Source organism: Allobosea sp. 2RAB26 (assembly GCF_052115465.1).
Classification (GTDB): Bacteria; Pseudomonadota; Alphaproteobacteria; order Rhizobiales; family Beijerinckiaceae; genus Allobosea.
Genome location: NZ_JBFRGS010000010.1, coordinates 206625 through 231097, shown reverse-complemented (window position 1 = coordinate 231097; position 24473 = coordinate 206625). Strand labels below are relative to the sequence as shown.

At 64.8% G+C, this 24473-nt stretch carries 24 protein-coding genes and 1 tRNA gene; 10 read left to right on the top strand and 15 right to left on the bottom strand.

Translation table 11 applies throughout. The features are described from left to right. Positions 1–150: 150 nt before the first annotated feature. Positions 151–486: a hypothetical protein gene (locus AB4118_RS20955; RefSeq protein ID WP_441491561.1), complete on the bottom strand. Its 336-nt coding sequence runs from the start codon at positions 484–486 to the stop codon at positions 151–153. 78 nt (positions 487–564) lie between these two features. Next, positions 565–1206: a YoaK family protein gene (locus tag AB4118_RS20950; RefSeq protein ID WP_441491560.1), complete on the bottom strand. Its 642-nt coding sequence runs from the start codon at positions 1204–1206 to the stop codon at positions 565–567. Positions 1207–1626: 420 nt separating this feature from the next. On the opposite strand from AB4118_RS20950, the gene AB4118_RS20945 reads away from it, so the two are divergent. Further along, positions 1627–3192 carry a 2-isopropylmalate synthase gene (locus AB4118_RS20945; protein ID WP_069879891.1) on the top strand — a complete coding sequence of 522 codons (1566 nt, stop codon included), beginning with the start codon at positions 1627–1629 and terminating at the stop codon, positions 3190–3192. Between the two features lie 106 nt (positions 3193–3298). Here the strand turns inward: AB4118_RS20945 and AB4118_RS20940 are convergent, their stop codons facing one another. Both AB4118_RS20940 and AB4118_RS20935 read right to left on the bottom strand, forming a co-directional pair. Further along, on the bottom strand, positions 3299–4123 hold the full coding sequence (locus tag AB4118_RS20940) for a class I SAM-dependent methyltransferase (protein ID WP_441491559.1): 825 nt from the start codon (positions 4121–4123) through the stop codon (positions 3299–3301). Between the two features lie 96 nt (positions 4124–4219). After that, complete coding sequence (locus AB4118_RS20935; protein WP_441491558.1) at positions 4220–4702, bottom strand: Lrp/AsnC family transcriptional regulator; 483 nt, start codon at positions 4700–4702, stop codon at positions 4220–4222. Between the two features lie 122 nt (positions 4703–4824). Here AB4118_RS20935 and phhA point away from each other — a divergent pair, with 122 nt between their 5' ends. The 3 genes from phhA (at position 4825) to AB4118_RS20920 (ending at position 7329) form a co-directional block, all read left to right on the top strand. Beyond that, positions 4825–5700, top strand: a complete 876-nt coding sequence (gene phhA, locus AB4118_RS20930; protein WP_441491557.1) for a phenylalanine 4-monooxygenase — start codon at positions 4825–4827, stop codon at positions 5698–5700. Between the two features lie 135 nt (positions 5701–5835). Further along, a complete protein-coding gene (locus AB4118_RS20925; RefSeq protein WP_441491556.1) occupies positions 5836–7110 on the top strand; it encodes a solute carrier family 23 protein in 1275 nt (424 codons plus the stop codon). A 143-nt stretch (positions 7111–7253) separates the two neighbouring features. Next, positions 7254–7329 (top strand) — tRNA-Lys (locus tag AB4118_RS20920). A 231-nt stretch (positions 7330–7560) separates the two neighbouring features. Here the strand turns inward: AB4118_RS20920 and AB4118_RS20915 are convergent. Both AB4118_RS20915 and AB4118_RS20910 read right to left on the bottom strand, forming a co-directional pair. Further along, positions 7561–8526, bottom strand: a complete 966-nt coding sequence (locus AB4118_RS20915; protein ID WP_441491555.1) for a 1-aminocyclopropane-1-carboxylate deaminase/D-cysteine desulfhydrase — start codon at positions 8524–8526, stop codon at positions 7561–7563. A gap of 123 nt (positions 8527–8649) precedes the next feature. Then, on the bottom strand, positions 8650–9327 hold the full coding sequence (locus AB4118_RS20910; protein WP_441491554.1) for an HPP family protein: 678 nt from the start codon (positions 9325–9327) through the stop codon (positions 8650–8652). A gap of 237 nt (positions 9328–9564) precedes the next feature. Between AB4118_RS20910 and AB4118_RS20905 the strand changes: the two genes are divergently transcribed. Beyond that, positions 9565–10077, top strand: a complete 513-nt coding sequence (locus tag AB4118_RS20905) for an MgtC/SapB family protein (protein ID WP_441491553.1) — start codon at positions 9565–9567, stop codon at positions 10075–10077. Between the two features lie 147 nt (positions 10078–10224). Further along, complete coding sequence (locus AB4118_RS20900; RefSeq protein ID WP_441491552.1) at positions 10225–10479, top strand: hypothetical protein; 255 nt, start codon at positions 10225–10227, stop codon at positions 10477–10479. 3 nt (positions 10480–10482) lie between these two features. Here AB4118_RS20900 and AB4118_RS20895 read toward each other — a convergent pair whose 3' ends face one another. The 6 genes from AB4118_RS20895 to AB4118_RS20870 all read right to left on the bottom strand — a co-directional run bounded on the left by AB4118_RS20895 (position 10483) and on the right by AB4118_RS20870 (position 17409). Continuing rightward, on the bottom strand, positions 10483–11871 hold the full coding sequence (locus AB4118_RS20895) for a M20 family metallopeptidase (protein WP_441491551.1): 1389 nt from the start codon (positions 11869–11871) through the stop codon (positions 10483–10485). Positions 11872–11888: 17 nt separating this feature from the next. Further along, complete coding sequence (locus AB4118_RS20890; RefSeq protein ID WP_441491550.1) at positions 11889–12902, bottom strand: ABC transporter ATP-binding protein; 1014 nt, start codon at positions 12900–12902, stop codon at positions 11889–11891. Then, a complete protein-coding gene (locus AB4118_RS20885; RefSeq protein ID WP_441491549.1) occupies positions 12899–13885 on the bottom strand; it encodes an ABC transporter ATP-binding protein in 987 nt (328 codons plus the stop codon). Before AB4118_RS20885 ends, AB4118_RS20890 begins: the two co-directional genes overlap by 4 nt. Then, a complete protein-coding gene (locus AB4118_RS20880; RefSeq protein WP_441491548.1) occupies positions 13885–14781 on the bottom strand; it encodes an ABC transporter permease in 897 nt (298 codons plus the stop codon). Before AB4118_RS20880 ends, AB4118_RS20885 begins: the two co-directional genes overlap by 1 nt. Positions 14782–14783: 2 nt before the next feature. Further along, positions 14784–15701, bottom strand: coding sequence for an ABC transporter permease (locus tag AB4118_RS20875; RefSeq protein ID WP_441491547.1), 918 nt, complete (start codon positions 15699–15701; stop codon positions 14784–14786). Between the two features lie 178 nt (positions 15702–15879). Further along, a complete protein-coding gene (locus tag AB4118_RS20870; RefSeq protein ID WP_441491546.1) occupies positions 15880–17409 on the bottom strand; it encodes an ABC transporter substrate-binding protein in 1530 nt (509 codons plus the stop codon). Positions 17410–17578: 169 nt separating this feature from the next. Here AB4118_RS20870 and AB4118_RS20865 point away from each other — a divergent pair, with 169 nt between their 5' ends. Continuing rightward, positions 17579–18550, top strand: a complete 972-nt coding sequence (locus AB4118_RS20865; RefSeq protein ID WP_441491545.1) for a LysR family transcriptional regulator — start codon at positions 17579–17581, stop codon at positions 18548–18550. Further along, positions 18547–19986, top strand: a complete 1440-nt coding sequence (locus AB4118_RS20860) for an SNF2-related protein (protein WP_441491544.1) — start codon at positions 18547–18549, stop codon at positions 19984–19986. The genes AB4118_RS20865 and AB4118_RS20860 overlap by 4 nt, the downstream gene beginning before the upstream one ends. Positions 19987–20004: 18 nt before the next feature. On the opposite strand, the gene AB4118_RS20855 is transcribed toward AB4118_RS20860, so the two are convergent. Further along, complete coding sequence (locus AB4118_RS20855) at positions 20005–20142, bottom strand: hypothetical protein (RefSeq protein ID WP_162768072.1); 138 nt, start codon at positions 20140–20142, stop codon at positions 20005–20007. A gap of 162 nt (positions 20143–20304) precedes the next feature. Here AB4118_RS20855 and AB4118_RS20850 point away from each other — a divergent pair, with 162 nt between their 5' ends. Further along, positions 20305–21066 (top strand): SDR family NAD(P)-dependent oxidoreductase, encoded by a 762-nt coding sequence (locus AB4118_RS20850; protein ID WP_441491543.1) that lies wholly within the window; start codon positions 20305–20307, stop codon positions 21064–21066. 6 nt (positions 21067–21072) lie between these two features. Here AB4118_RS20850 and puuE read toward each other — a convergent pair whose 3' ends face one another. After that, positions 21073–22497 carry an allantoinase PuuE gene (gene puuE, locus AB4118_RS20845; RefSeq protein WP_441491542.1) on the bottom strand — a complete coding sequence of 475 codons (1425 nt, stop codon included), beginning with the start codon at positions 22495–22497 and terminating at the stop codon, positions 21073–21075. A 128-nt stretch (positions 22498–22625) separates the two neighbouring features. Further along, positions 22626–22982, bottom strand: a complete 357-nt coding sequence (uraH, locus tag AB4118_RS20840) for a hydroxyisourate hydrolase (RefSeq protein ID WP_441491541.1) — start codon at positions 22980–22982, stop codon at positions 22626–22628. Positions 22983–23153: 171 nt separating this feature from the next. Here uraH and AB4118_RS20835 point away from each other — a divergent pair, with 171 nt between their 5' ends. Continuing rightward, positions 23154–24389, top strand: a complete 1236-nt coding sequence (locus AB4118_RS20835; protein WP_441491540.1) for a urate hydroxylase PuuD — start codon at positions 23154–23156, stop codon at positions 24387–24389. Positions 24390–24473: the final 84 nt, after the last annotated feature.

Here is a 24473-nt window from a genome sequence, read left to right as displayed (position 1 = left end):
GGCAAATCACGCACCCCTAGATTGACCTGTCGGCTCTGGATCTGATGGCATGGTGTGGCGGTCTTCGTACTGACCACGGACAGAAGCATGATCCTGGCGACGAGATATCGTTCAGAGGGACTTGACGATCAAAGGCCCATTACAGAAGCCTTACGGATAACCGAACCGTGACTTGGTGGCGCGCACCTGGGAGATCGCCCTGGCGTCATTGCCCGCGGCGCAACTCGTGCGGGCATTGGCAATCTCGGCACTGACGCGGCTGTGCACGCCCTTGGTGGTGTGGCCGGTCGCGAGGTCGTTATCCATCACCGCCTGGAAACGTTCGACCTCGCCCGAGCAGCCCGATCCGCTCGGCATGCGGAAGGTGCTGGGCGTCACGCCCGGTGCTGCCTGCTCGGGTGCCGGGGCGGGCGGTGGTCCGGCTGTCTGGCAGGCGGCGAGCAGGAAGCCGGCGAGGGCGGGGATCAAGAACGAAGTGGCGCGCATCGCATGCAGGCTCCGGCTGGCGAATGGCCGGGACAATGACCGATTCCCCGCGCCGTTCCAATCGCCTCCGCTCGCAGGTCAGTCCGTCAGCAGGAGGCGGGAGGCAGCCAGTGTCAGGAACCCCGAGAAAGCGGCCGCCAGCCAGATTGCGTCGAGTCCGATCATGTGATGCGCAAGAGCGCCGGCAACCGCTCCGCTCAGCAGCCCAAGCCAGAGCGTGAAATGGCGCAGCCAGGCGAGGCGGGAGCCGCCAAGCAGGGCCCCGGCGATGCGTTGCCCCATCTTTACCAGCGTGCCGGTCATGTAGGTCAGGCCGATCGTGACTTCGCCGTCGCGCTGGAAGACGGAGTTTTCCATGCCCATGGCGACGGCGAGCATGGCGATGCTGATGCCGGCCTCTCCCAGCCTGTCGGACAGCGCAGCGATGAAGAGACAGATCGTCAGAGCTGCCAGCACGGCGGTATGCCGCCTCGTCCGGGCAAAATGGCCGACGAGCGAGCCGAGCACCACGCCGCCGACGAAGAGCATGATGATACCGCCTGCCAGCGCGATACCGCCGAGATGGCCGTTGGCGAGTTCGATCCCGAGCCGCGTCGTATTCCCGGTCATGAAGGACACGAAGAAACCGCCAAGGCTGATGAAGCCGAGCGCATCGACATAGCCTGCAAGACAGGTCAGCCCGACCGCAAGACCGATCGTGCGGCGGTCGTAGCGCATCATCGGATATCTCTCCCCAGCCTGCCCGGCGATCGAATGCGATTCGCAGGGAGCGGACAATGCATGCCGCGCCAGCAGTTGCGGCCCGGTCAGGATAGCGAGACTCCGGCCGGGACGACGTTGCAAACTTCGCATGCGTCACATGCTTGCGCACCGCGGGTGCTTTCGGTTACATCGTGTCCAGTCGAACGAGGAACGCCCGTGGCCGCATCTGCCACCCATGCCTGGATCCTGAGCCGCGCCGCTGCGCGGACGGTCGGCATGCGCGCTCCGCTTGGCCTTGGTCAGCTTCTTCTCCTTAGCCGCCCCTGAGGGCCGGCCGGGCATGCATGCCTGGGCGCTCAGGGGAGTGACGAGAACCGCCTTCCAGACCTAACGCGCCCATCCGAACGACCGCGGCGCGACCCATTCAGGATCACGACCATGACCAACGCTTCCCAGACTGCATCCTCCAAGGACCGGGTGCTGATCTTCGACACCACTCTGCGTGACGGTGAACAATGCCCCGGCGCGACCATGACCTTCGAGGAGAAGCTGGAGGTCGCGGATGTGCTGGACGCGATGGGCGTGGACATCATCGAGGCCGGTTTCCCGATCGCGTCCGATGGCGATTTCGAGGCCGTCTCGGAAATCGCCAAGCGGATCAAGCGTGCGACCGTTGCCGGGCTGGCGCGCGCCATCAGCGCCGATATCGCTCGGGCTGGGGAAGCCGTCCGCCACGCGGTGAAGCCGCGCATCCACACCTTCGTCTCGACCTCTCCGATCCATCTGCAGCATCAGATGCGCAAGACCGAGGATGAGGTTCTGGAGATCATCACCAGGACCGTCGCCCAGGCGCGCAACCTGGTCGAGGATGTCGAGTGGTCGGCGATGGATGCGACGCGCACGCCGATCGAGTATCTCTGCCGGGCGGTCGAGACAGCGATCAAGGCGGGGGCGACGACGATCAACCTGCCCGATACCGTCGGCTACGCGACGCCGGACGAGTATCGCACCATGTTCAGCTCGATCCGCGAGCGCGTGCCGAATGCCGACAAGGCGATCTTCTCGGTGCACTGTCATAACGATCTCGGCCTGGCTGTCGCCAACTCGCTGGCCGGCATCGAGGGCGGCGCGCGGCAGGTCGAATGCACGATCAACGGCATCGGCGAGCGCGCGGGCAACGCGGCGCTGGAAGAGGTGGTGATGGCCCTGCGGGTCCGTGGCGACGTGCTGCCCTACGATACCGGCATCGAGTCGGCCATGCTGATGCGTGCGTCGAAGGCGGTTTCCACCGCCTGTTCCTTCCCGGTGCAGTACAACAAGGCGATCGTCGGTCGGAACGCTTTCGCCCATGAAAGCGGCATTCACCAGGACGGCATGCTGAAGCACCAGCAGACCTATGAGATCATGACGCCCGCCTCGGTCGGCGTGACCAAGACCTCACTGGTGATGGGCAAGCATTCGGGGCGCGCCGCCTTCCGCTCCAAGCTGAAGGACATGGGCTACGATCTCGGCGACAACCAGCTGGAGGACGCCTTCACCCGGTTCAAGGCCTTGGCCGATCGCAAGAAGCACGTCTATGACGAGGATATCGAAGCGCTGGTCGACGAGAACATCGCAACCGCGCATGACCGCGTGAAGCTGGTCTCGCTGACGGTGATCGCCGGCACGCGTGGCCCGCAGCGGGCCATGATGAAGCTGGATGTCGAAGGGCGCGTCGTCGCCGAGGAAGCCGAAGGCAACGGGCCGATCGATGCGGTCTTCAAGGCGATCAAGGCGATCGTGCCGCACGAGGCCCATCTGGAGCTCTACGACGTCCATGCCGTGACGGAGGGCACCGATGCCCAGGCCGAGGTTTCTGTCAGGCTCTCCGAGGGCGGTGCGTCGGTCACTGGCCGCGGCGCCGACCCCGACACTCTGGTCGCTTCGGCCAAGGCCTATCTCTCGGCGCTCAACAAGCTGATCGCGCGTGGTGCGCGCGTGCATGCGCAGGCGGCTGCGGAGTAGCTGCCACCCTTCAACTGCGGGCCCCGGGGCGAGACGATGAGTTCGTCCCGGGGGCTTGCGGTAAAGTGATGTTCCGGCGGTTTGCGACGAGACCGGCGATGCCGCGTCAGCCGGGCTTGCTACCTCTGGCGACCAGGGCCGGCGACGGCACGGCATAGATGCCGTTGCGCTCGTATGCGGAGACCCGTTCGCGCAGATATTCCTTGATCCTGGCCAGGTTCTCCGGACGCTGCAGGCGCAGGACAGCTGCGGCGCGGACCGTGCCGGATGAAATGGCGTCGATGATCGCGTCGGGAGATGAAACGCGCCAGACCAGCGGGACTTCCACGGTCGATATATTCACGAAACCGGCTCGGGCGAGCAACTGGGCGGCGAAGCCCGGTTCGCCATAGCTGAAGAAGTTGGGGCCGGGAGGCAGCCCCACGTCCAGCGAGCCATGAGCGTGGATCGCGTCATAGACCATCGAGAAACCGATACACTTCGTCGCGTCGCTCCACGAGGCGTAGGCAAAGCGCCCGGCGGGTTTGAGAGTGCGGCAGGCCTCGGCCAGTGCCTTGTCCGGATCGGGCAGGTGGGGCAATCCGAAGGCGTTGAGGACGGCATCGAACTCACCATCGGCAAAGGGGAGGGCCTCGGCATTCCCCTCCACAAAGCGGATATCTGGATAGGTCTGCTGTGCCAGCCGAATCTGGACTGCGGAAAAGTCCAGGCCGATGGCATCTGCGCCATGGTCACGCGCGGCGGCCGCCACATAGCCGACACCGCAGGCGACATCGAGAACCCTATCCCCCGCATTCAGATCGGCGGCGCGGATCAGCTCGGGGATGCAACCCGATGTCACTTCGCCCAGATTGCGATGATAGGCGAGCGCGACCGTCGCCGAGCCCCAGCCCGTCTGCTCGAGATTCCCGAAGGCACTGGATGCGGCCATCAAACGGGCCTCCCCATTACACTCCGCTTGGCCGCGGTCGCGCGGCGCGCATCGTACTTGAGGATAGCACGATCGGAGCGAAACGTCCGCTCGCCCTCACACCGGCCAGCCCTCGTCCGCTTTGATCGTCGCCAGCACGAAGGAGGAGCGCATGTCCGCGACGCCGGGCAGCGTCAGCAGGCGCTGCATCGCGAATTCGCCATAGGCCTCGATATCGTCCGCGACGATATGAACGAGCAGGTCGCATTCGCCGGTCATGGCCTGACAGGAGATCACCTCCTCGAAGGATTTGAGCTTCTCGACCAGCCTTGTCCGCCAGTCCGGGTCGGATTGCGAGAGCTTGACGAAGGCATAGGCTTCGACGCCATGGCCGAGTGCGCGCCGGTTCAGTTCCGCGCGGTAGCCGGCAATGATGCCGTCCTCCTCCAGCGCCTTGAGCCTGCGCAGGCAGGGCGAGGCCGCCATGCCGATCTCTTCGGACAGAGCTGCGTTGGTGATCCGGCCGTTACGCTGCAGGGCACGCAGGATCCGCCGATCGGTCTCGTCGAGCCGAGGCGGGTTTGCAGGATGGTGGGGCATGATCGGACCTCAATCCATTTCCTCGGGTCATATCCTGCCAACGGACGTGTCGAAGAACAAGAAATGGTCAGGACATGACCGTCGGCTCCGCGCATCCTCAGTGCATGCAAGGGAGGTGCGCCATGTCGACCGATCCATTCTCCCGCTCCGGCTTGAAGCCGCATGAAATACCGGAGGATTTTGTCGTCGATCAACGTTTCGACGCCTATTCGCGGGCTGATCATGAAACCTGGTCGCGGCTGCATCGACGCCAGGCCGAGTTGCTCCGAGGTCGCGTCTGCGACGAATATTTCGAGGGGCTCACTGCGCTTGGCATCGCTGCCGATGGCATTCCCGATTTTCGCGATCTGAACCGCGTGCTCGAAGCTGCGACCGGCTGGACGGTGGTGGCTGTGCCGGGGCTGGTGCCGGACCGGGTCTTCTTTACGCATCTGGCGGCACGCCGCTTTCCAGCGGGCTTCTGGATCAGGCGGCCAGAGGAGTTCGACTACATCGAGGAGCCCGACATCTTCCATGACATCTTCGGCCATGTGCCGCTGCTGATGAACCGGGCCTATGCCGATTTCGTCGCGGCCTATGGCGAGGCGGGGTTGCGACTGCATGATGCCGCCGATCTTGCGCGGCTGGCGCGGCTCTACTGGTACAGCGTCGAGTTCGGGCTGATCGAGACCAAGGCGGGCCTGCGCATTTTCGGTGCCGGCATCGCCTCCTCGCCGGGGGAGACGATCTTCGCGCTCGAGAGCACATCACCCAACCGCATCGCCTTCGATGCGGTCCGCGTGATGCGTACGCTCTACCGCATCGACGATTACCAACAGAGCTATTTCGTGATGCCCGGCTTCGACGCCATGCCGGCACTTGATGAAACATCGCTGGCGATGACCTTGTCCCAGGCGCGGGCCGGGGCCGATATCGATCCGGAAATGGCGCTGCCGGCGGATCGTCTCTTCCAGCGTGGTGATCAGAGCCACCATCGGCAAACGCAGATCGCCTCCTGAGGCGCCGGGGAGAGCCGGTTTTCCCCTGAAATCACAGCGATTTCGCTGCCGCCGTCTTGGCGGCGGCAGCGCGCTTGCCTTCTATGTCCCTTCGTGACGCGAGCATGGTCGCGGCTTGGCTGGGGAGCGTGAGGCATGGCTGGCTATTTTCCAAAATGGACATTGAAAACAACCGGCGCGGTGATGCCGGATGAGCGGCTGCCGACCGGGCAGACGATCGTCGCCGGGTTGCAGCACGTCGTTGCCATGTTTGGCTCGACAGTGCTGGCACCGCTGCTGATGGGGTTTGACCCCAATGTCGCGATCTTCTTCTCGGGCATCGCGACGCTGCTCTTCTTCGTGATCACCAGGGGGCAGCTGCCGAGCTATCTCGGTTCCTCCTTTGCTTTCATCGGCGTGGTGATCGCTGCGACGGGCTATGCCGGGGCTGGCCCCAACGCGAATATCGGGGTGGCGCTTGGCGGCATCATCGCCTGCGGCGCGGTCTATTTCGCCATCGGCCTGATCGTGCAGGCCGTCGGCACCAACTGGATCGAGAAACTGCTGCCGCCCGTGGTCACCGGCGCGGTTGTCGCCGCGATCGGTCTCAACCTGACCGCGGTCGCGATGAACATGATCTCGGCGAGCCCCTATACGAAATGGATCGCGTTGTTCACCGTCGTCGCGGTCGCGCTGGTGGCGGTTTACGGGCGCGGGCTGGCGCAGCGGCTGCCGGTGTTGATCGGCGGCCTCACGGCCTATGTGGTCTATGCTGCGACGGCCTCATCTTTCGGCGCTCCGACAATCGATTTCGGGAAGATTGCCGCAGCATCCTGGTTCGGCTTGCCGAATTTCGTCGCACCGGTCTTCGATTTCAAGGCGATGGCGCTGATCGCTCCGGTCGCGATCATCCTGGTCGCGGAGAATCTCGGGCATATCAAGGGCATTGCCGTGATGACCGGCCGTAACCTCGATCCGCTGATCGGGCGCGGCTTCATGGCCGACGGGTTGGGGACCATCATCGCCGGGTCGGGCGGCGGCACGGGCGTCACGACCTATGCCGAAAACATGGGCGTGATGGCGGTGACGCGGGTCTATTCGACCCTGGTCTTCGTCGCTGCGGGCGTGATCGCGCTGGTGCTCGGCTTCTCGCCCAAATTCGGCGCGGTGATCGGCACGATCCCGGTCGCAGTTCTGGGCGGTCTCGCTGTCGTCGTCTTCGGCCTGATCGCTGCGACCGCGGGCCGGATCTGGGTCGAGAACAAGGTCGATTTTTCCGCGCCGAAGAATCTCATCACGGTTGCGACCGCGCTGATCCTCGGCGCCGGCGATCTCAAGCTGCCGATTTTCGGCTTCGAACTCGGCGGAATCGGCACCGCTACCTTCGGTGCGATCGCGCTTTACCACCTGCTCAATCGCCGCACGGCGTGAGGATTTCTCGCAGTTGCACACAGGCATTTAGCCGGAGTGCATTTTTCTGCTCAAACGGGGTGGACAGGGCAGGGGGCGTTTGTTACACGCCCCCTGCCTGACGCGGTTCCGGCCGGCAGAAAGGCAACGTCTTCGTGGCGTATGGGTGATTAGCTCAGTTGGTAGAGCAGCTGACTCTTAATCAGCGGGTCGTAGGTTCGAGCCCTACATCACCCACCACGAACCTTCCTTGAAGTTCAGTTATTTAGCCCCGCCTGGGGACCGGCCTTGCCCGGGACCGGCATGGTTGTTTTGCGGCTCGTCCTGCATGTTCCGGTATGCATTCGTGCCGAGCCAGCCAGATCTTCGACCCAGCGTAGCAGCGGCAACTTCGGCCAGATTCCAGGCTCCGCGCAGCTGGATGAGCGCCCCGTTTGAACGAAGGCGTGTGCGCGGACCGGGGCAGTCAGATCAGCCCTGTTCGAAAATCGCCGGCGTGCCGCCGGTGTGCAGGATGCAGGCCGCGTCATCGGGCGAAATGATGCGGTCTTCCGCCAGCTTCAGCAGCCCGGCGAAGGTTTTGGCTACGTAGGTCTGTTCAAGCATCAGCGCCTCATGCCGGGCAAAGAGAGCTGCCGCCTGAACCGATGCTGGCGTGGGGGTGCCATATCCCTCGCCGAGTTGTCCGAGGTCGATGCGGACGCGGTCGAGACACCCTGATGGCAGGGCTCGGCCAACAAGCCCAGCAAGGTCGCCCAGGATATCGTCGAGACGGCGCCGAAGGGTACAAGCGTCGTATTCGACGCTGACCAGATGGAAGGTCCACGGCAGTCCGAGGACGGCCGCTCCGAAGATCATTCCCGCTTCCGTCACGCCCATCGAGCCGGGAAGTACGATGTGCCGGAGATCGAGACTCAGCGCCTGGGCCTGTTCGGATAACTCCTGCGCCGCCCGGACATAGCCCAACGCTCCCAGAACCGGATCGCCAATCAGATAGGGCCGTCGTGCAGCGGCCTCGAGTTCGGCGATTGTCTGCCGTGCCAGCCGCCCACGCTCCTCCTCGCCAACGGGGCCGAGCAGCCGGATCTCCGCGCCCAGGCGCTCCGTCAGCAGGGCGTTGCCGCGCAGAGGAGCCGATAGGTCTCCGGCATAGAGGACGAGGATGTCGATGCCGATTTTTGCCGCCGCCGCCGCGGCCAGCCGGCATTGGTTGGAGGGCAGGCCGCCGGCCACCACCAACATGTCGCTCTTCCGTGCGAGCGCTTCTCCGATCCAGAATTCGAGGCTGCGCACCTTGTTGCCGCCGAAGGCCAGCGGCATGCAATCGTCGCGCTTGATCCAAAGCTGCGGATGCCCGGTCACACGGCCGATGCGGCGCATCGGCTCAAGCGCCGTTGGGCCGCCGACGAGATCGATCCGCGGAAACGCGCTCAGCATGACGTGGTCCAGATCCAGAATGCAGGGGCGCCGCCGCGACGCCGAGCATGGCGAGACAAGCGAAGCGCCCTATAGCAATAGACAAGCCCGGCGGCGGTGCAATCCAGCGCTCGATGCTGACGTTCAGGACGTCCGGGCTTGTCGGCGTGCCGCATTTGCCTCCGCATATTGCAGCAACCGGTCCAGATCATCGCGCGTGATGTCAAAGGTCTCGCCCATTTGCGCCAGAGCTTCGTCGATATCCGCCGCGATGAAGGGCGGAGCTGAGCCCGTCGGGAGTTTGTTCAGCTCGGTTCGTGCTGCACGATGGGGATAGGAGCGGCGCGAGAGGGCATGGAATGCCACCCCGAGCGCAACCAAGGCCAGCGAGTTCAACCCGACGGGGATCAGCGGGAACAGAGAGCCCCATTTGGCGACAGCCGAGCCACCAAGTGCGGCAGTCAGGGCAACCGCGCCGCCGGGAGGATGAAGCGACCGCGTGACCGACATGACGGCGATCGCAAGCGCCACCGCGAGCGCCGCGGCGAGGGTGACGTCAGGAACCGCCCAGGCAACGCAAAGGCCGACGCAGGCGGAGATGACGTTGCCACCAATGACGGGCCAGGGCTGGGCAAGAGGGCTTGTCGGAACGGCGAAGATCAGGACCGCGGAAGCCCCAATCGGCGCAACAACCAAGGGAGAAGGGGCCGGGAAGAGCAGGCCGGCTGCGGCGGTCAACGCAATGGCGACGAACGCGCCCGCACAGGCGATCAGACGTTCCGAGATCGTGGCGCCGGCGAGAATGGGACTGAAGAGTTTCACGCTGCCCGCACTGGTCCGATCGGTCGGGAGCGCTGCTTGTAATATGAGCATTGCGCACAGATCAACGGAAATTGCTATAATTCACGTTATTGTACGTTAATTTGGCGGCGGGGAGCTGGATGCAGCGGGGCGAGACCCAGGCGCCAGAAGTCTTGCCCGGTTCTTCCTGCACTGTTGATCAGTTCCGCTGCCGGGTAGAGAAATGAGGCTTCGCCGTGGCGTCGGGATTCGCTTCGCATGCTGACCGAACTCGACATTGTCCTGAAACTGCTCTGCGGTGCGCTTGCCGGCATCGCTGTGGGTTGGCAGCGGACGCTGAGGCACAAGAGCGCAGGAATTCGCACCTTCGGCCTTGTCGGTGTTGGCGCGGCGGCCGCAGCGGCCATCTTCAGCGGTGAGCTCTACGGGGCGCCCCACCCCGACGCCGCCAGCCGCGTCGTGCAAGGCGTTCTCACCGGCATCGGCTTCCTTGGGGCGGGCGTCATCATTCGGCGCGAGAATGACCGCATGCCGCATGGGCTGACGACAGCAGCGGCCGTCTGGGTGACAGCGGCGCTCGGTTCTGCGGCCGGGCTTGGTCACTGGCGTGTGGCGCTTACCGGCACGGCCATCGCGCTCGCCCTGCTCGCCATCGACCATTCGATCGAGCGTTGGGCGCAGGGACGACCGCCGAACGACGATCAATTCCCGGAGGGAGATGGCTCTCGATCCAAGGCAGGGACCGAGTCCGGAGATTCTTCGGGGCCCTGACCGGCGGGCCGTTCCTCCGCGCTCCTCCGTACGATGACACTGATGCCGCCGCCATCGAGCGGCGCTTTCGGAATGCCGGGGCGTTTGGTGGGCTGGCCGCGAACCTTCGCGGCTTCGACGCGTTGATGACCGAACAAGGAGTTCGTGATGTCCGCGACGACCACCGATCGGCTCAACTCACCGGGCGTGCCGCAGCCGCCATTTCCGCCGCCGGAGGCCCCGCCTCTGACGCCGGCAGAAGTCCCGCCGGCGCCGCCGGTCGAATCGCCGCCAGAGGAAGAGCCGGTCGGCGTCCCGCGCGATCCGCCGCCGGAGCTGCCACCGAATGTGCCGCCGGAGAGGCCTCCGGCGACACCGTTCGATCTGCCGCCCGACAGGGGGCCGCGTAAGCCTGTCGAATAGGCCTCAGAGTGCCGGCGTGTTGCCCTCGCCGAGATCCCAGTAGAGGCCCGCCATCATGCCGAGTCCCTCGCGCGCGATGGCGACGGGCAGGTGCTCGTCGGGAGCATGCTGGGAGCAGCCGGGATAGGAATGCGGCACCCAGATGGTGCGCAGGCCCAGGATCTCCGAGAAGATGTCGTTCGGCAGCGAGCCGCCGAGATTGGGCAGCAGCGCGGGCTTCTTCTCTGTGGTCCTGGCGATCGAAGCGAGCGCCCAATGCACCCATGCATCCTCGGGATCGAGGCGGGTCGCGTTGAAGATCTCGTCACGAGCGAGCGTGACCTCGACCATGCCGAAGCCGTGGCGCTTGAGGTGACGACGCAGCGCCGGCAGCACCTCGTGGGGATCGATGCCGACCACGAAGCGGAGCTGGCAGCGGGCCCAGGCGCTCGGGGGCACGGCGTTCACGGGGGTTTCCGGCACGCCGGACTTCATCGCCAGCACGTCGAAGGAGCACCAGCCGAACACCTGCTCGGCGGGCGAGAGGCCGGGCTCGCCCCATTCCGGATCGATCGTCGGGCCGTCCGGGCCGCCATCGACCTCGCAATCGGCGAGTGCCTTGCGCACCGGCTCGGGCAACTCTTTCGGCACCCACTCATGGATGCGGATCTGGCCGGTCGGGGAGGCGATCGAAGCGATGACATGGGCCAGCTGGATGGCGGGATCGGAGAGGATGCCACCCCAGTTGCCGGAATGGTGGCCGCCTTCGCGGGCATTGATGGTGAGATCGAAGGTGACCCCCCCGCGCGAGCCGAGGAAGACCGTCGGGCGCTCGGCATTGAGGCGCGGCCCGTCCGAGCCGATCAGCACATCGGATTTGAACAGCTCCTTCTGCTCGGTGCAGAGCTCGCGCAGGCCGGGCGAACCGCATTCCTCGCCCATCTCGATCAGATATTTGGCGTTGAAGCCGAGCTTGCCGCGCGTTTCGAGGACGGCACGCAGGGCGTTGATGTTGATGACGTGCTGACCCTTGTTGTCGACGACGCCACGGCCATACCAACGGTCGCCGCGCTCGGTCAGTGTCCAGGGAGAGAGGCCCTCGCTCCACTGCTTGTCGAGGCCGCGGATCACGTCGCCATGGCCATAGCCGAAGATCGTCGGCAGGCTCGGGTCCTCGATACGCTCGGCGAAAAGGAACGGGCCCTTGGCGCGCGGATGGTTCAGCGTCCTGCAGGTGAAGCCGAGCGATTCCAGCAGCGGCTGCATTTCCCTCTCGAGATACTCGCTCAGAACCGGAGCACGCTCGGGGTTCTGGCTCTCGGTCGGCATCGCTACGAGGCGCGTAAGGTCGCTCTTGAACTTGCCGCTGTCGAAATAGTCATATGCATGCGCAATCGCCTTGGCGCGGGTCATGGTCGTCTCCTTGGATGTCAGGATGCAGTCGCGCCTGAGGCGGCGGATTCGTAGAGATGGCAGGCGACCAGCCCGCTCTCGTCCTGGCGCAGCTTTGGCGTCACCGTCGCGCATTGCGCCATCTTCGCCGGGCAGCGCGGATGGAAGGGGCAGCCGGGCGGCGGGTTGAGCGGGTCGGGAAAGGCGAGGCCGAGGCCGGTTTCCGGGATGCCCTTGCCCGGCTCCGGCGTCAGCACCGAGGCGAGCAGCGCCTTGGTGTAGGGATGGCGCGGCGCCTTGAAGAGGGTCGCGGTATCGGTCAGCTCGACGACCCGGCCGAGATACATCACGGCGACACGGGTCGCGATATGCTCCACCACCACGAGATTATGGCTGATGAAGACATAGGTCAGGCCAAGCTCGCTACGCAGGTCGTTGAGCAGGTTGAGGATCTGCGACTGCACGGAGACGTCGAGCGCCGAAGTCGGCTCGTCGCAGACCACCATCTCGGGGTTTAGGATCAGCGCACGTGCGATGGCGACGCGCTGGCGCTGGCCGCCCGAGAGCTCGCGCGGATACCGGTCCGCGAAGCGCCTGGGAAGGCCGACCTTCTCGAGGATGTCGATGGCGCGCTTGCGCCGCTCGGCCGCTGTGCCAAGGCCCTGCACCGCGAGCGGCAGCGCGACGATCGAGGCAATCGTCCGGCGCGGGTTGAGCGAGGAATAGGGGTCCTGGAAAACCGGCTGCACCCGCCTGGCCATGCCGAGCCGCCCGAGCTTGCCGACATTCTCGCCGGAGAGCGCGATCTCGCCGCTCGACGGCGGCAGCAGGCCGAGCAGCATGCGCGCGAGCGTGGACTTGCCGCAGCCGGACTCGCCGACGATGCCGAGCACCTCACCCTTGGCGATCGTCAGCGATACGCCGTTGACCGCGTGCAGCGTGCGCTTGCCCTTGAACAGGCCCTGGCTGACCGAGAAGGACCGGGTCAGCTCGCGGGCCTCGAGCAGGATCTCGGGTTGCGCGAGGTTGGGAGGCGAGAGAGCGCCGCTCATGCCGCGTCCTCCAGGATGCAGCGCCAACTCTGGCCGTCAGGCCGGTGGCGCAAGGGTGGGGTTTCTGCACATGCCGCTTCAGCGTGCTTGCAGCGATCGCGGAAGCTGCAGCCCTTGATCTCGCCGATGAGCGAGGGAACGACACCGGGAATGACGCCGAGTTTGCCGCCCGGTTCGGTGCGTCCGGGGACGGGGATGCAGTCGATCAGCCCCTGTGTGTAAGGGTGGCGCGGCTGGCGGAAGATCGCTTCCGTCGGGCCTTCCTCGACGATCTGCCCGGCATACATCACGCCGACCCAGTCGGCGATGCGCGCGACGATGCCGAGGTCGTGCGTGATCAGCACCATGGCGATCCCGAGCTCCTGCTGGAGATCGGCAAGCAGTCTCAGGATCTGCGCCTGGATGGTGACGTCGAGCGCCGTGGTTGGCTCGTCGGCGATCAGCAGTTCCGGGCCGCACATCAGCGCCATGGCGATCATCACGCGCTGGCGCAGGCCGCCCGAGAGCTGGTGCGGATATTGGCCGAGACGCTGGGCGGCATTGGCGATGCCGACCTTGTCGAGCAGATGGGTCGCGCGCTCGCGTGCCTCCGTCTCGCTCGCCTTTTTGTGCAGGCGATAGGCCTCGGTCATCTGGTCGCCGATGGTGTAGGCCGGGTTGAGGGCCGTCATCGGTTCCTGGAAGATCATCGCCATGCGATTGCCACGCAGGCTGTTGATGCGCTTGGCGCCAGCCCTGGCGAGGTCTTCGCCGGCAAAGCCGAGCTTGCGGGCGCTACGCTTCGCAGCCTTCGGCAGCAGGTCCATGATCGCAAGCGAGGTCATCGACTTGCCGCAGCCGGACTCGCCGACGAGGCAGAGTGTCTTGCCACGCTCGACCTTGAAGGAGAGGTCGCGGACCGCATGGAGCGGGCCGCGCGGGGTGGCGATGTCGACGGTGAGACCGTCGACATCCAGAATCACGGTGTTGTCGGAGGCCTGCATCAGGTGCGACCCTCCGGCGAGATCACGTCGCGCAGGCCGTCACCGGCGAGGTTGATCGCGAAGATGAGCACGGCGAGCGCCGTGCCGGGCAGGGCGATGAGCCAGAACGAGAAGAACATGTAGGCCTTGGCTTCGGAGATCATCAGACCCCATGAGGGCAGGGGCGGCTGCACGCCGAGCCCGAGGAAGGAGAGCGCCGCCTCGAGCAGGATGGCGCTCGCCGCTTCCAGCGTGGCGACGACGATGAGATGCGGAGCGATGTTGGGCAGCACCTCGCCGAGGATGATGCGCGTAGTCGAGGCGCCGGCGGCCTGGGCGGCGGCGACATAGTCGAGCGAGCGGACCTGCTGGGTTGCGCTGCGCATGACGACCGCGAACCGGTCCCATTTCAGCAGGCCGAGCACCAGAATGACGATCCAGAGCGAGGAGCCGACGATGGCGACGACCGCGAGCGCGACCAGGATCACCGGCATCGACAGGCGCGTCGTCACCAGGAACGTCATCAGCATGTCGATCCGGCCGCCGAAATAACCGGCGAGCAGGCCCATCGTCGTGCCGATCAGGCCCGAGATGACGACGACGCTTATGCCGATCAGCAGCGAGATCCGGGCGCCGTAGAGCAGGCGTGAGAGATAGTCGCGCCCGAGCGGATCGGTTCCGAGCGGGTGGGCCCAATTGCCCTTCTCGTACCAGAACGGCGGCACATTGCGGGCCGTCAGGTTCTGCAGATAGGGATCATGTGGCGCCAGAACCGGCGCGAGCAGCGCGATTGCGATGAAGAGCAGCAGCAGGCCGACGCCGAAGACGAAGGCCTTCTGGCCGAGCATGCGGCGCAGCAGCTTGCGGGCTTCGGAAAGCTCGGGTGCGTCGGGAGCGGAGAGTGCGGTTTCGCTCATGATCAAGCCACCCTGATGCGCGGGTCGAGCCAAGCATTGGCGATATCGGCCGCGAGCGTGAGCAGGACGTAGACGACCGAGAGCAGCAGGACGACGACCTGCATGACCGGGAAATCCTTGTAGGTAATGCTCTGATAGGCGAGGTAGCCGAGCCCATCGAGCGCGAAGATCGTTTCGATCACCACCGAGCCGCCGAGCAGGAAGCCGAGCTGGACGGCGGCGAGCGCCACCACGGGGACGACCGCGTTGCGCAGCGCGTGCTTGAACACGACCTTGCCGGGTGGCAGCCCTTTGGCACGGGCGGTGCGGATATAGTCGGCGGAGAGCACTTCGATCATGCCGGCGCGGATTAGCCGCATGAAGGCCGGCGCGGCGTAATAGCCGAGCGCCACGGTCGGCATGACATAGTGCAGCCAGCTATCGGAGCCGGAAACCGGCAGCCAGCGCAAGGTGATCGAGAACAGCATCACCAGGATCAGCGCGAAGAAGAAGTTCGGCATCGCTTGGCCGACGACGGCGATCGCCAGCGCAACGCGATCGATCCAGCTATTGGCGTAGATCGCCGCGAGCACGCCGAGCGGAATCGAGATCAGCAGCGCGAAGGCGAGTGATGTCAGGCCGAGGATCAGCGTTACCGGAAGCTTGGCCATCACCAGCGAGGCGACGTCCGTCTTGAAATAGATCGACGTGCCGAGATCGCCGGAGAGTGTCCGCCAGAGCCAGTCGAGATACTGCACGATGATCGGCCGGTTCAGGCCATAGGTCTCGCGGATCAGGTCGATATCGGCCTGCTGCGCACCTTCGCCGGCGATCGCGACCGCGACATCGCCCGACAGGCGCAACAGGAAGAAGGCGATGGCCGAGACTGCGAGCGCGACAAGCAGCGCCAGACCCAGCCGTTTGAGAATGAAGCCTAACACGTGGTGCTTCCAATGATGTTCATAGGGAACGGAATCCCTGGTCATCCCGGCCTGAGCGCGCCGGACAGAGGGGATCCACATCTGAATCCCTGTCCGAGACGCTCTGGCATGGATTCCGGATCGGCGCGGTCAGCACCGATCCGGGAAGACGCTTGGCTCGATCGGAGCGGAGAGCGTGTTACTTCCAGCTCATTTCCCAGAAGCGGACGAGCTCGTCCGGATAGGCCTTGAAGATCAGGTCCTTGTTCGCGACGTAATAGACCGGCAGCGAATAGAGCGGCGCGGCATAGGCCTTGTCGGCGATGATCTTCAGCGCCTCCTTATAGGCCTCCTTGCGGACCTCCGGCGCGACCGAGTTGTTGCCCTTGTTCAGCAGGTCGCGGACCTGCGGATCACGGGTGATGTCCTCGCTGCGGAAGGCGAAATAGTTCGGTGTGTTGGCCGAGACGTCGTTGACCGAGAACGAGCCCCAGGTCTGGTGCGTCAGCATCGCCTTGTTGGTGGCGATCAGCTCGCGCATGGCGGCGTATTGAAGGAAGCGCAGGTTGGTCTTGATGCCGACGGCCTGGAGATAGCCGATCAGCGCCTCGGTCTGATTGCGTTCGCGATAGGCGACGATGTCGAGCGTGAGGTCCTTGACGCCAGCCTCGGCGAGCAGCGCCTTGGCCTTGGCGGGGTCGTAGGGGTAGCGCGCGGCGCCCTCGTCCGTGCAGCCGAACTGCGAGGGGAAGCAGATCGTATTGATGACGCGCGAGCCGTCGCCAACGATGTTCTTGACCATCGCCTCGCGATCGATGGCGTGGATGATCGCCTTGCGGACGCGCTCATCCTTGAGTGCCGGGGAGGGCGTGTTCTCGAGGATGTTCATCTGCATGAAGACGATGCGCATCGTCTCGCCGGAGACGACCTGCAGCATCGGCACGGTCTTGAGCTGGTCGGCCTGATCCTTGGGCACGTGCATGATCAGGTCGCCACCGCCCGACAGCATCTCGGCCATCTGGGTCTGGCGGTCGGGGATGAAGCGGATTTCGATCTTGCCGACCTTGGCCTGCGCCTTGGGCGAATCCTTGAAGTAGTCCTTGTTGGTCTCAAGGGTGATCGACTTGCCGGGGACGTAGTTCGTGACCTTGTAGGGGCCCGAGCCGACCGGCTTCTCGTTCTGCCCCTTGGGGCCGACCTTCTCGTAATACTCGTTCGGATGGATCACGACTGGACCGGCAAGATACTCGATCGCAGCCGGGAAGATCTCCTTGGTGGTCAGGCGGACCTTGTACTTGTCGAGCTTCTCGGCCTTCTCGATCCAGTTGACGTTGCCCTGGGTGACGACCTTGCTTTCGGGCTTGGCGACGAAATTCAGGGTGTAGACCACGTCATCGGCGTCGAATTCCTCGCCGTTGTGGAATTTCACGCCTTCGCGGAGCTCGAACTCGATGGTCTTGTCGTCGATCTGCTTCCAGCTCTTGGCGAGTTGGCCCTTGTACTCGTTGGTGACCGGGTCGCGATAGACCAGCGTATCCCAGACATTGGCGCCGATGATCACGCCGATGCGGACGTTGTTGAAGAAGGGGTCGACGTTCTCAGGTGCCTGATCATAGGCGAAGCGGACGGTATTGGCGGCTTTTTGGGCGAATGCCGACGTGGCCGCTCCCGCTGCGGCCAGAGCCGTCGAAGCCAGGGCCAACGCGATGGCCTTCGTGACAAATCTCATACTTCTTCCCCTCGCAGCGTTATCGCTCGTCTTGGTGTAGCCACGTGCGGCAACGGTGATCCGTCGCTCTGCATGCAGTTTGAAATCTGCCTAAGGAAAGCGCTTGCCGCCATAAGAATGAATAGAAGGGATCGTTGCCGAACCGGCAAAGCATCGCTAAAGCCCGATCATGCAAACTCCGGCGTTGCGATATTTCCTGGCAGTGGCGCGAACAGGGTCCGTCAGCGCTGCGGCGCAGCGGCTGCGCGTTGCCGGCTCGGCCGTCAGCCGACAGATTGCCAATCTGGAAAAGGAACTCGGCGCCGGCCTGTTCGAGCGGCGCTCACACGGCATGATCCTGACCCAGGCCGGCCAGACGCTTGCCGCCTATGCCCAGCGCCTGGAGCTCGAGAGCGAGCAGATCGTTAACGAAATCCGTGAGTTGCGCAGCGCGAGCAAGGGCCTGATCCGCCTCGGTGTCACCGAGGGCTTTGCCGTCAGCTTCATCCCCGAAGTCATTTACAACTTCCGGAGGCGCCACCCCAATGTTGCTTTCGATCTCAAGGTCATCTCGCCGCAGGTCGTGACCGAGCATATTCGCACCGGTTCGATCGATATCGGCCTGACCTTCGTGCTGCAGCCGGAGCGCGGCGTGACGATCAACTGGCAATGTGCGGCCCAGACCTATGCCTTCGTTGCGCCGCACCATCCGCTGGCGACCAAGACGCCGATCCATATCGAGGACATTTTCGCCCATCCGATCGCGGTGCTCGATGGCGAGGCGACGGTACGCAGGATCGTCGATATCTACTTCTCGGCGCGGGGCCTGACTGTCGACCCGGTTCTGGTCTCGACCAATGTCGCGAGCCTCAGACATCTCTGCAAGCTCGGCGGTGCCGTGATGTTCGCCAGCAGCATTTCCTTCGGCGCCTCGGTCCGCGATGGCTCGGTGGTCGCGCTGCCGCTCAGGGATGGCGAGTTGCCGCCGCGCAGCCTGCAAGTGCAGACCATGTCGGGCCGCGTGCTGCCGCGGCTGGTGACGAATTTCATCACCATGTTGATCGCGGAACTGCAAGCCGCCGACGCCGTGGCTGCGGCGGCGACGCCGCGCACCGTGCAGGCGGCCATGCCTGCCCAAACAAGGGAAGCCGAGGGAGCATGACGAAGCCGACCGGAAGAAGCGTGGCGCCGTCGGAGATCATGATCCCGCACCCGCACCAGCTTGTCGCGCGCGATGCGATCCTTGACGCGCGGGCGGCCGGTAAGCCGGGCTTCCTGCTCGGCGATCTGACCGGACTCGGCAAGACGCTTTCGGCCTGGCTCGCCGTTGCCGCGATGCCGGAGGACGAGGTGCTGGTGATCTGCCCCAAGGGCGCGATCCCACAATGGCGGCGCACCATCGCGCATTCCGGCCTGCCGCCGAAGAAGATCACGCTGATGAATTTCGAGCGGACGAAGTCATTGCTCGCAGCCCCCACCGACAGCAAGAAGCGCTCGACGCGGGCAAAGAACAACGAGCTCGCGAAGCTCGGGACGCCGAAGCGGGTCTGGCCGATCGTGGTGATCGACGAGGCGCATCGCATCCGCAATCCGAACTCGCAGCAGGGACTGGTCTGTCGCCAGATGGCCGCGGCGGCCCGCTTCGCGATTTATATGAGCGCGACGGCGGGCCAATCCCCGCACGAACTCTCCTATCTCGGATCGCTGCTGGCCCAGGCCGCCGGTGCTCCGAGCGCCGATCTCGACGGTTTTCGCGCCCTGATGAAGCGCCTGAAGATTGGCCGGGCCAAGGGGCGCTGGAAGAACTGGAGCTGGGAGTCGAACGAGGCGGACCGGAAGCTCATGTCGGATCTGCTGTACCGGGGCGAGAACGCAATCGGATTGCGCCGGCGGCCGGAAGAGATCGCCGGCTGGCCAGAGGTGCAGCGTGAGCTGGCGCCGATCGCGTTGGATGCGCCGGCACGGCGGCTCTACGACGCGACATGGCGCGAATTCCGGCGGGAGCTCGGCCTGGCCGGTGGTTCGACACGCAAGCCGGCCGGCTGGGCGGCCGATCTCAGGTTCCGCCAGAAGGCGAGCCTGCTACGTATTCCTGGCACTGCCGATTTCGTCGAAGACCTGCTCGGCAATGACGAACAGGTCGCGATCTCCGTCGCCTTTCTCGAGACCAGCGCGATGCTGACGGAGATGCTGCGCGGGCGCGGCTGGAAGGTCGGCGAGATCAATGGCGAGCATTCCGGGCAGGCCAATGAAGAGACGCGGCTTGCCTTCCAGACCGGGGCGCTCGACGTCGTCGTCTTTACGGTGACGGAGTCGATCTCCCTGCATCGCGGCGAGATGGCCGGCGGCGAGCGCGAGCGGTCGCTGGTCGTCCACGATATGCGACACAGCGCGATCCAGCTGCAGCAGATCGAGGGCCGCTGCCATCGCGACGGTCAGCACGCCACGATCTTCTATGCCTATGCCGAGGATACGGTGGAGGAGACGGTCGCGGCCACCGTCATCATCCGCATGGCGGCGATGGACGGAATGGCCGGCGACGACACGCAGATGCTGGATGCGATCGCGTCCCTCGTCGAGGAGCGAGCCGCTGCCTGAATGCACGGCAACCAGGTGTCACTGTTTGATGCTGCCCAGCAGGGAGTTGGTCAGGCCGACAAGGCCCAGCCATATCTCGCGGGTATAGGCGCCCTGATGAACGACAGCGTCAAAGCCGATGGCGATCACGGCGATGATCAATAGAATCCGGAACATGTGATCCCTCCTGGCCGAACCCTTGTTCAGAACGCAGGCGAGACCGGCCTGTTCCGCAGCGCAGCACGGTTCGCCGCGGCCAGGGGCCATCTATCAGCAGGTTGACCCCCGCACTGTGGCGGTGTCCCTTCGCGTTGCATCGAGGAGCGGTGAGGAAGCGGCATGTTCGAGGATCTGCAGGGCAAACGCGTGCTGGTGACCGGTGCGTCTTCAGGGCTCGGTGAGTATTTCGCCCGGCTTCTCGCGGCGCGGGGAGCGCATGTCGTTGCTGCCGCGCGCCGCCTCGACCGGTTGTCCGAACTGGCTCGTTCCTGCGCCGGATTGCCGGGTAAGGTGACGCCGCTCGCGCTCGACATCGGATCGGTCGCGGCGATCGAGACCGGCATCCCGGAGGCGTACGCCGAAATGGGCGGCCTCGATCTGCTGGTCAACAATGCCGGCGTTGCCGATCCCGAGCGCGCGCTGAGCCTGAGCGAGGCGCAATGGGATGCGCATCTCGACATCAATCTGAAGGGCTGTTTCTTCGCCGCACAGGCGGCCGCGCGATTGATGGCCCAGCAGGAAAGCGGCGGTGCCATCGTCAATATCGCCTCGATCCTCGGCGAGCGCGTGGCGCTCAGCGTCGCGCCCTATGCGATTTCGAAGGCGGGACTGGTGCAGATGACCAAGGCGCTGGCGCTGGAATGGGCGCGCCACAAGATCAGGGTGAACGCGCTGGCGCCGGGCTATGTCGTCACCGATCTCAACCGTGCCTTCTTCGAGACCGACGAGGGCAAGGCGCTGATCAAGCGCATCCCGATGCGTCGCGCCGCCGATCTCACCGATCTCGACGGCCCATTCCTGCTGCTATGCTCAGACGCCGCCCGCTTCATGACCGGCTCGGTCGTTGCCGTCGATGGCGGCCATCTGGTCAGCGGGCTGTAGAGCCGTTCAGCCCGTCGGCAACAGATCCCGCAACCGCAGCAGCGCGATCTTCTCCACCTGGACCAACGCGGCTAGGAATTCCTGCTCAGGCGTGCTCTTCAGGCGCTCCTCGAAGGCCGCGATGATCTCGTTCTTGGTGAGGCCCTTGACTGCGATGATGAAGGGGATGCCGAAGCGGGCCTTGTAGGCTTCGTTCAACGCAGTGAAGCGCGCACGTTCGTCGCTGGTCAGGCGATCGAGGCCAGCCGAGGCCTGTTCGACCGTGGATTCCAGAGTTAGTTCCTTGGCGGCCGCGAGCTTCCCCGCAAGATCGGGATGGGCGAGGAGAAGCGCACGCTGCTGGTCGCGCGAACCGGAGCGCATCGCACTCACCATTGCCGTGTGCAGGCCTTCCGCGCTGTCCTCGCGGGCCGAGAGACCGGCGTCATAGGTGGCTTCGGCTACCCAGGGCGAGTGTTCCCAGACCCGGCCGAACACCTCGGCGAAAAGGGCTTTCGGGAGTCTTAATGGCCGGTAACCCCCGGCCGGCGGATGCTGCCTGATCCAGTGGCGGGCGATATCGAGCCGGGTCGCGACCCAGACGCGGTCATGGCTGCGGACATAATCGAGGAAACGGGCCAGCGCCGCGGCGCGGCCCGGACGGCCGACCAGCCGGCAATGCAGCCCGATCGACATCATCTTCGGCGCCTCGTCGCCCTCCGCATAGAGGGTGTCGAAGGAATCCTTGAGATAGGTGAAGAATTGCTCGCCGGTGTTGAAGCCCTGCGGCGTGGCAAAGCGCATGTCGTTGGCGTCGAGCGTATAGGGAACCGTGAGCTGCGGGCCCTTCGGTCCGGTGATCCAGTAGGGCAGTTCGTCAGCGTAGGCGTCGGCGGTGTAGAGAAAGCCGCCTTCCTCCATCATCAGCGGCGTCGTATTCTCGGATGAACGCCCCTGGTAGAAGCCGAGCGGTCTTTCGCCGGTGAGTGCGCGCTGGACACGAATCGCCTCATCGATATCGGCGCGCTCCTGCTCGGCGGGGAGGCTGCGATAGTCGATCCATTTCAGCCCATGGGTGGCGATTTCCCAGCCGGCCTCCTTCATCGATGTGACGATCTCAGGATAGCGCGCGAGCGCACTTGCAACGGCGAACACCGTCACCGGCAGGTGGCGTTCGGTGAACATGCGCCAAAGCCGCCAGTAGCCGGCACGCGAGCCGTATTCGTAGATCGACTCCATGTTCATGTGGCGCTGGCCGGGCCAGGGCGCGGCTCCGACGATCTCGGAGAGAAAGGCCTCCGAGGCCGCATCGCCATGCAGAACGCAGTTCTCGCCGCCTTCCTCGTAATTGATCACGAACTGCACGGCGATGCGGGCATTGCCCGGCCAATGCGGATGCGGGGCATTGCGGCCATAGCCGACGAGGTCGCGGGGGTAGGTCTGGTCGCTCATGGCTGATGCTCGCGAGGGTGATCTTGATTTGGCGGGAGGCGCCAGGATTGAGGCCGGGCGGCGATGTCTGGCCTTCTGTGTTGCATCGGCTTTACCGAAAGCCGCAATCCGGTTTTCGGGCCGATGCCTTAACTGCCGCGGTAGGTCGAGTAGCTCCAGGGCGAGGCCAGGAGTGGGACATGGTAGTGGCCTTCGGCGTCAGCGATGCCAAAGCGGATCGGCACGACATCGAGGAAAGCCGGCTCCGGCATGGTTGTGCCGAGTGAACGAAAATAGGCACCGAGCGCAAAGGTCAGTTCATAGGTGCCGGGCAGGACGGCCTCTCCGGTGAGCAAAGGCTGGTCGGTGCGTCCATCGGCATTGGTCGTGGTCTCGATGATGCGCTCGCGCTTGCCATCGGGCGTCAGGCGATCGAGTGCGAGCGTCAGACCCGCTGCGGGCCTGCCATTGACCGTGTCGAGCACATGCGTCGAGAGGCGTCCCATCCCATCCAATCCCTTGAAAATGCGCCGGCCGAGCCGCTGATGCTGTGTGCTGCTCGTGGCGAAGCTTGCGTTCGGAAAAAGGCCAACCCTAGTCTGGACGCATCATGAAGGTTCCATCCCGGATTCGGCCCTGTCAATCAATTGCGCGCCCTCGGGGAGTGGGGCTTTCCCATGCTTGACGCCTATCTGCTGGAATGGGGGGGCATGCTGCTGCGCTGGCTGCATGTGATCACGGCGATCGCCTGGATCGGCGCGTCCTTCTTCTTCATCCATCTCGACGCGTCCCTGCGGCCCGAGGCCGATATCCCGGCAGGTGAGGGAGGACGTGCCTGGCAGGTGCATGGCGGCGGTTTCTACGAGATGCGCAAATATCTGGTCGCCCCGCCGCGCATGCCGGAGGAGCTGACCTGGCATAAATGGCAGAGCTACTGGACCTGGATCTCGGGCTTCTTCCTGCTGGTCTGGGTCTATTACGCTCAGTCGGAACTCTATCTGATCGACCCGGCGGTCATGGCGCTATCGCCCTTCGCTGCGGGCGCGATCGGCATCGCCGCGCTGGCCCTGGGCTGGCTGTTCTATGACTGGCTCTGCAAGTCCCCGCTGGGCAAGAACGAGGTCGTGCTCGGCCTGCTCGGCTTCGGCTATGTCATTGCCGCATCCTACGCCTTCAGCCAGGTCTTCTCCGGGCGTGGCGCGCTGATCCATACCGGTGCGCTGATGGCGACGATCATGACCGCCAATGTCTTCTTCATCATCATGCCGAACCAGCGGAAGGTCATCGCCGCATTGACGGCCGGGGAGAAGCCCGATCCGCGACTGGGCAAGCAGGCCAAGCAACGCTCGACGCACAACAATTACATCACCCTGCCGGTGCTGTTCCTGATGCTGTCGAACCACTACCCCGTCACCTATGCGAATTCGGCGATCATCCCGGCCCTGGTGGCGCTGATCATCATCGCCGGCGCGCTGATCCGGCATTTTTACAATGTCCGCCATGCCGACCACGCGAAATCGCCGTGGTGGACCTGGGCCGTTGCACTGGTTGCGCTCTGGCTCGCCTTCTGGCTGGCGATGGCATCGTCTCCAGGCGGGCGCGAACGGCTCGGCCTGAAGGCTATCGAACCGGCCAGGCCGGCACTTCTGGCGGGAATGAACCTGCCGCCCGCCGAGGTGGCCAACATCGTGACCGGGCGCTGTGCCATGTGCCACGCGCCGGAGCCATCCTGGCCCGGCATCCAGATCGCGCCCAAGGGAATCTGGCTGCATGAGCCGGAGCGGATCGCCGTTCAGGCCCGCGCGATCCGGACACAGGCGGTGATGACCCATGCCATGCCGCCCAACAACCTGACCGGCATGACGGATGCAGAGCGGCGCACGCTCGGAGCCTGGCTCGCCGCGCAGCGCTGAGGCCTCCGGGCTTTCGAATGCGTTCAGCCTGTTTTCGACCGGCGCACGAAAATGTGAACCCATTCAGTTTCGGTTCACGTGGGC